The 7,256-nt window shown below is 60.7% G+C and carries 6 protein-coding genes; all 6 read right to left on the bottom strand.

Going from position 1 to position 7,256, the window contains the following annotated elements:
- A partial coding sequence (locus H5U38_10315; protein MBC7187416.1) for a DUF4384 domain-containing protein occupies nt 1–1,010 on the bottom strand: 1,010 nt, incomplete at its 3' end.
- 241 nt (nt 1,011–1,251) lie between these two features.
- On the bottom strand, nt 1,252–2,148 hold the full coding sequence (locus H5U38_10310) for a bifunctional enoyl-CoA hydratase/phosphate acetyltransferase (GenBank protein MBC7187415.1): 897 nt from the start codon (nt 2,146–2,148) through the stop codon (nt 1,252–1,254).
- A 78-nt stretch (nt 2,149–2,226) separates the two neighbouring features.
- A complete protein-coding gene (locus H5U38_10305; GenBank protein ID MBC7187414.1) occupies nt 2,227–4,095 on the bottom strand; it encodes an excinuclease ABC subunit C in 1,869 nt (622 codons plus the stop codon).
- Between the two features lie 71 nt (nt 4,096–4,166).
- Nucleotides 4,167–5,702 (bottom strand): AAA family ATPase, encoded by a 1,536-nt coding sequence (locus H5U38_10300; protein MBC7187413.1) that lies wholly within the window; start codon nt 5,700–5,702, stop codon nt 4,167–4,169.
- Between the two features lie 221 nt (nt 5,703–5,923).
- Entirely contained in the window at nt 5,924–6,379 is a 456-nt protein-coding gene (locus H5U38_10295) for a DUF1893 domain-containing protein (GenBank protein ID MBC7187412.1), read from the bottom strand.
- A gap of 10 nt (nt 6,380–6,389) precedes the next feature.
- A complete protein-coding gene (gene nadC / locus H5U38_10290; GenBank protein MBC7187411.1) occupies nt 6,390–7,256 on the bottom strand; it encodes a carboxylating nicotinate-nucleotide diphosphorylase in 867 nt (288 codons plus the stop codon).

Here is a 7,256-nt window from a genome sequence, read left to right as displayed (position 1 = left end):
CGACGGCGAGACCGAACGGCCTCATCGCTGCGCGGCGCCGCCTGGGGAGCGGTGCGTTCCCAGAGACGAGGAGACTCGGGCCGTCCCAGCTGCCTCTCTGGCCGAAATCCTTGCTCCGAGGGTTCTTCACGGGCTATCCTCTGTCGCGAGCCATCTTCCCGTCGAAGCCTTGCCGGTCCGCCATCATAAGGGCGGCGGGAGTCCGCAGCCTGTACCCAGGAAGGAGGTTCTGGCGCTGGCGAGGCGCGGAACTGCCGCGGGCGTTCAAACGGTCGCGGCTCCGGAGACCGATGTTCCGGTTGCCTGGGCACATGGTGATCCTCTGCCCTACGGGGAGGAAGCCGGTAGAAGCTATCGTGCCGGGTCCATAGGCGGTCGTAGAGCGGGCGCGTCACCACGCGCACTTCCCAGTAACGTGGATGCCAAATTGGGTAGACCGGAACGTAGCGCCGCTCCACGTAGAACCAGCAATACCCCACACCGAACCGCAATCCCCACCCCCACCCCTCTGCGATCCTGGCGTTGATGTGAAATATTGCCACATAGGGCTCCACGACCACCGGAGGGTAGTACCAGCGGTGGTACACAGTGACCCACCTTCGCAGGGCAGGATGTGGCCGCAGCCAAGTCGGCACACGAAACGGCACGGGGCTTGCCAATACCCCGATGTAGCCGACTCCAGAAGGCCCAAACACGGCCAAATCCGCCTCTTCAACCAGGTCGTTAACGCAATAAACCAGGCCACCCCTTGCGAAGAAAGCTCTGCCCAAAGGCTCGGGGAACAGAAGGTAGACGTTACCCTCCGTGTCTATCTCATAAAGCACCAGGTAGCAATCCTCTGGAGCCCTGAAGTAGACCCGAAAGGGATCGCCAGGCAGGTAGAAGAAATCCTCACCACGGTCGGTCCAGACTTCCACCGCCATCGAATAGTCGATGGATGAGCGGGCTGGCACTGCCAGCATCGCCACGGCCGCAACGGCGGCCAGCATCACCAATGTGGGCCGGTTCATCTGCCTACCCTCCTCTCTTCTTGTCTTTGGCTTGGCCGGGAGCCCTGATCGGTCTCTCCCCGCTGCCGCTTGGCAATGGTGCAAATGCCTTGCCAGCTTCAAAGAGGGAAGGCCTGGCGCACTCATACCTTGGTTTGTGGAGGGTTACAGGCCGGCGCGTCGCGCTCGCGAACCCAGGCGGGGCAAAACTTCTATCACCCTGTTCACCTTGTTGTCAAGGCAACCCCACTGCCCGGGTTGCTCAGCTGACTTTGATTGCCAAGGCGATGGAGAGGAATTTCGTGTCGTCGCTGTCTGCGCGCGAGGAGAGTACCACAGGGACCTTTGCGCCAACAATGATGCCGGCGCAGCGTGCTCCAGCGAGCACCGTGAGGGTTTTGTAGAAGCAGTTGCCCACCTCAATGGTCGGCATGATGAGTATGTCCGCGTCGCCCCCCACAGGACTTGCGATGCCCTTCACCTCGCAGGACTTAGCGCTCAGGGCATTGTCCACCGCCAGCGGGCCATCGACAATCGCCCCCTGGATCTGGCCACGTTCGGCCATCTTGGCTATGACAGCTGCGTCAGCGGTGCACGGCATGTCTTCGTGGTTCACCTTCTCCACTGCGGCGATAAGCGCCACCTTTGGCCTGGGTATGCCCAGCCGATGTGCCACAGCGACCGCATTCTGCACGATCGCCACTTTCGTCTGCAGGTCGGGATAGATATTCATCGCGGCATCGGACATCAGGATCAGCTTGGGGTAAGACGGCACTTCAAAGGCGGCAAGGTGCGAGAGTAGTCCGGCACCACGCAAGCCTTTCTCTTTGTCCAGAATGCCCTTGAGAAAGGTAGCCGTCGAGCAGCGACCCTTCATGAGCACATCCGCGGCCCCGGCACGCACGAGCTCCACGGCTTTTGCCACCGCACCGGCCTCGCCTTCCGCATGCTCAATCGGCAAGTCTGCTACGTCGAGCCCTGCCTCTTCGGCTGTCCGCAGGATGGCCTCCTTCTCGCCCACCAGCACCGGCTCGGCCACACCCTGCGCACGGGCGTGCATTATTGCCCGAATGGCATCTTCCTCGTCTGCCATTGCCACGGCAACCTTCTTGCGGCCGACTTTCTGGACCTCTGCCACCAACTGGTCAAAGTGCCTGATCATTCCCACCTCCGCTGCAGATCCGTCCACGTACTACCTTCCTTCTGTACACCGATTAAGGTCGATCCCCCGCAGGCCTCACGGTGAGACATCACGCTGGTCGTCGACACCTTCGTTCAGGGCTTTCCAGATCCGCTCCGCCAGCCGGCGCGGAATGCCGCGTACGCCGGCGATCTCTTCGATACTCGCCTGCCGCAGGGCATCCACAGAGCCGAAGGCGGCGAGCAGAGCCTGCCGCCGCGCACTACCGACGCCCGGGATGAGGTCCAGCGCTGACTCGAGCGTGCGCTTGTCTCGCAGCAGGCGGTGGTAGGCGACGGCGAAGCGGTGCGATTCATCGCGGATACGCTGCAAGAGCTTCAGCCCTGACGAGTACCGCGGAATGTTCTGCGGCTCCGAGCTCCCTGGCACAAACACCTCGTCGAGACGTTTGGCCAACGCCACCACGGGCAGCTGCAAGCCGAGAGAGGCGAGCACCTCCTGCGCCACCGCCAGTTGCCCCTTGCCACCGTCCACCAGCACCAAATCGGGAAGTTCCTGACCCTCATTGCGCAATCGCGTGTACCGCCGGGTCACGGCCTCGCGCATCATTGCATAGTCATTTGGCGTCTCGGGGCCCCTTATTCTGAAGCGACGGTACTGGCTTTTCACCGGCTTGCCGTTTCGAAAGTAGACCATGGAGGCCACGGCCTCGCTCCCACTGATATTTGAGACATCAAAAGCTTCGATCACCCGGGGAGCCTTGGGCAAACTAAGGTCCTGCTGCAGTGCTGCAACCGCCCGCGAGACCCGCTCATGTTGGCTGGCCTTCTGCAGCTTGAGCTCACCCAACAGCAGCTCTGCGTTCCGCAGACACATCTTCACCAGCTTCAAGTCCTCCCCCTCGGACGGAATCTTGAGCGTCACCTGGCCTTTGCGCCTCTCCGAAAGCCAGCGCACCACTTGTTCCTGTTCCAGGATCTCGCATGGCACGAAAACCTCGCCCGGGATGTACTCGCTCTTGACATAGTATTGCTTCAGGAACGAAGTGGTGACTGAAGCCAACGACTCCTCTGCGGCGCCCGACATGTAGAAGTGCTGACGGCCTACCAAACGCCCTTCGCGCACCCTGAACACCACTCCGCACGCATCATCGCCGGCTACAGCGGTAGCCAGAATATCACGGTCCAGCGCCAAGTTGCTGACCACCTTCTGCTTCTGGCGGAATTCATCCAGTGAGGCAAGGATATCGCGGAGCCTTGCAGCCTCTTCGAAGCGAAGCTGGGCGGCAAGCTCATGCATGCGTGCTCGGAGGGCGTCAGCGACCGCGTTGCTGCGGCCGTCGATGAACTGCACGACATAGTCCACCACGCGGGCGTACTCGGCCTGTCCCACATGACCTTCGCATGGACCCAAGCACCGCTTGATGTGGTAATCGAGGCAGACCTTGAATTTTCCCTGTGCGATCGACTCCTCCGTGAGCTCATAGGAACAGCTCCGCAAGGGGAAAATCCGGCGTATGGTCTTGAGCAAGTCCCGGAGACCGTTCACGTCGGTGTAGGGGCCAAAATAGCGTGAGCCGTCCTGCACAACGCGGCGCGTGGGGAAAACGCGGGGGAATGGTTCGTTGGTGACCCTCAGGTACGGGTAGCTTTTGTCATCCTTGAGGTTGATATTGTACCGCGGCCGGTACTCCTTGACGAGATTCGCCTCCAGAATGAGGGCCTCGACTTCTGAGTCGGTGACCACCGTCTCCAAGTCCCGAATCTGGCGCACCATGGCCTGCACCTTCGGCGACTCGGAGTTCGGCCTGCTGCCAAAATAGGACCTGACCCGTGAGCGCAGGTTCTTGGCCTTGCCGACATAGATGACCTTGCCCAGTCTGTTGCGGAATAGGTAGACACCAGGCCGCTCTGGAAGATGGGCAAGCTTGACCTCCAGGGGCACTAATCTGCGGTCATTGCCCATGCCGGCCTTTAAGGAGTCGTCTGCCATGCTGCCAAATCGTTGCGCCTCTCTTGCGCGGGCGTCGGGTCACCTCACTTCTGCTGACTCCGGCGGTGGTAAGCCTCCCTGATGAGCTCTTCGAGCCGGCCTTTTGGATCAGCCACCACCTTCTCGTCTACCTTGAACTCCGGGCGGTTAAGGAGCTTGATGCCATACTCGTAGTCCTTGAGAAGCTCATTGCACACCGCTTCAAACGTGCGATCCTGCTCCTTAGCCATCTGACTAATCATCTCGATGGCCTTGTCCGTGAAGGTCACCACCACGCCGGTTGCCGCAAGAAGCCTCTTCTGCACTGCTTTAATGGCATGCTGCCTGAGAAGCTTGTCGAGCTCCTCGGCAGGATTCTCCACCATCGCAGCCGTGACCGTCAGCTTCTTAATGTCGGTGGAGGGGAGCTTCTTTTCGAATTTGATGAGGACTCTCTCCATGGCGCTCACCAAGCCACGCGCCCCTGTACGCTCGGCATACGCCTGCTCTGCGATCTTGCGCAACGCCTCGTCCTCGAACTCCAGCTCGATGCCATAGGCCATAAAGTCGCGCTTCTTCGCCTGCACGACCACGCTGTTGGGGTTCTTCACGATCCGATAGAGGTCTTCCACACTGAGGTCGTTGAGGCAGACCACCACTGGCAGGCGGCCGACAAACTCCGACTCGAAGCCGTACTTGATCAGGTCCTCGGAGCGCACCATCTTGAGCAGCTCGTGCCGGTCGAGGTCCGCCAGGGGTTCGCTCTTTTCGCTCTTGAAGCCAATGGGTTGCTGCTTCAGCCGCTTGCGGATGATGTCTTCCAATTCGGCAAAAGCGCCGCTGACCACGAACAGGATGTTCTTGGTGTTGACCTTCTTGCGCGTCACCTTGCCCGTGCGCTGCGCCTCCAGGGCAGCCTCCATCTGCGCGGCCAAGTCATGGGGCGTCTTCAGATCGACTTCTGATTCTTCCATCAGCTTGAGCAGGTTGCGCTGCACGCCGGTCCTGGACACGTCCGGGCCGTACACCGTGCCACTGGAGGCAATCTTGTCGATTTCGTCCAGATAGATGATCCCGTATTCGGCAAGGCGAATGTTGCCGTCAGCCTCCCGGACTAAATCGCGCACCAGGTCCTCGACGTCGCCCCCAACGTAGCCGGTCTCACTGAACTTGGTTGCATCGCCCTTCACAAAGGGGACACCTATCTTTTTGGCGATAAGCTTGACAATGAAGGTCTTGCCGACGCCGGTCGGGCCAATCATCAGGACGTTGTTCTTGATGTTGCCCACCAGCTCACCCGGGCCTCCGGGCGACATCTCTAGGCGCATGCGGTTGAAGTGCGTACAAATCTTGGTGGCCAGGACCTCGATGGCCTCGTCCTGATTGACTACATATTGCTTCAGATACGCCTCGAGCTCCTCGGGTTTGAGGTCAAAATCGATGTTGAGGGGTGGCTCCTCGCGCTGCGTGCGGTCGCCCCCGCTGTCGCCCGCCAAGTCCGGCTGCGGCGGGATGATCACGCGGTCACCGTACTTTCGCTTCAGATAGTCGCTGATGTCCTTTTGAATCTCCCAAGGACTGGGTATCTTCTCATCTGCCATCTGTGCTCAACTCCTTTCCCCCTGTCAGACAAAGTGCCATTTCGGCACGCATGGTCTTAGTTACTTGCCACATTGGCAGCGCGCCGACTGTTCAACTCCCTTCTTGCAAAACGTGTTCCACTGTCGCCGGCGCTGAAACGTGGGCTACCACGTGCTCCAGCCGGCATGCTCTGCACTCTACCCCTCTGCGTGCAACAGGTCGTTCAACCGAGGGTTGGCGCTCAGGGCGACGGCGGCTGTTGCCCAGTGGAGCTTCCTCCTCTGGCCAGTTCGAGAAGCATCCGATGGGCTCTTGCGGGGTCCAGCTCGTGGGCAAGGAGTTCCTCAGTCCTGCAGAGGATCCTGTCCACCAGGGTCACAAATTGATAGGAGACTTTGTAGTGTTCCAGAACCTCCTGCCCCCCCCTGCTCAGAAGATCTGCAACGACTCGCGACACACCGAGGTAGACCAGGAGGAGCGCCGCTGCCCGACCGACGATTTTGTCGTGGACGACCAGCTCTCCTGGCGGAATGGTATGCTCCTGGAGGAAGGTTTCTAACTCGAACAGCGGGTGCAGCCACTTCCCGTCGCTCACGAATACGAGCCGACCCGCATGCCGCACTTCCAGGCTATGGCGGATGCGCTCGTCCACCCGCTCTTCATCAGGTCGCTCGAAGGTTTTATCCGGGGGTGCCAAGGTGCCCTTCCTATGCGGGGCCAAGGGTGCGAAGCTGAAGTGACAGGTCCAGGACTGGGGCCGAGTGCGTGAGGGCCCCCACCGAGATGAGATCCACTCCTGTTTGCGCTATCGCGGCTACGTTGTCCAGCGAAACATTGCCCGACACCTCCAGCTCCACTTTGCCAGCGACCAGCCGCACGCATTCGGCGATCATCGCCAGGGACATGTTGTCCAGCATGATGCGATCCACGCCGGCAGCCAATGCCTCCAGCACTTCGTCGCGCGTCGTCGCCTCGACCTCAATCTTGACCGGCCGGTCCTTGCGGGTCTGCATGCAGCGGCGAACCGCCTCGCTCAGCGAGCCACAGGCACGAATGTGGTTTTCCTTGATGAGGAACATATCGAACAGGCCGAAGCGGTGATTGTGCCCGCCCCCGCAGCGGACGGCGTACTTCTCCAAAGCGCGCAGGCCAGGGGTAGTCTTGCGCGTGTCAAGGATACGCGCGTTGCTCCCCGCCACCTGCTGCACAAAGCGGGCGGTTAAGGTGGCGATACCCGAGAGCCGCCCGAGGAAGTTGAGTGCCGTCCGCTCGCCGACCAAGATACTGGCCACCGGGCCTTCGATGAGCGCCACGGTTGTGCCCTTTGTCACCGGGGAACCATCGGCAACCAGTGCGCAGTACTTGACCTGCGCATCCACGTGTGCGAAGGTCATCTCGGCGACGAACTGCCCGGCGACCACACCCTCCGCCTTGGCAATGATCGTCGCCTGCCCGCGAAGGTCGCGGGGTACGGTGCTGGTGGTGGTGATGTCCCCGTCGCCCACATCCTCTGCCAAGGCAAGTTCGATTAGTCGCTGGGCCTCGTCACGCAAAGTGGCGTCAGCGTCAATCAT

The sequence above is a fragment of the Calditrichota bacterium genome (assembly GCA_014359355.1).
Taxonomy (GTDB): Bacteria; Zhuqueibacterota; Zhuqueibacteria; order JANLFK01; family Oleimicrobiaceae; genus Oleimicrobium.
Note: the sequence above shows the minus strand (reverse complement) of the source record. Positions and strands in the feature narration are given on the sequence as shown.

Bases quoted from the DNA above. Each gene is read 5' to 3' on its own strand.
- H5U38_10305 (MBC7187414.1), bottom strand. From the start codon at position 4,095: ATGGGCAATGACCGCAGATTAGTGCCCCTGGAGGTCAAGCTTGCCCAT.
- H5U38_10300 (MBC7187413.1), bottom strand. From the start codon at position 5,702: ATGGCAGATGAGAAGATACCCAGTCCTTGGGAGATTCAAAAGGACATC.
- nadC (MBC7187411.1), bottom strand. From the start codon at position 7,256: ATGATTGACGCTGACGCCACTTTGCGTGACGAGGCCCAGCGACTAATC.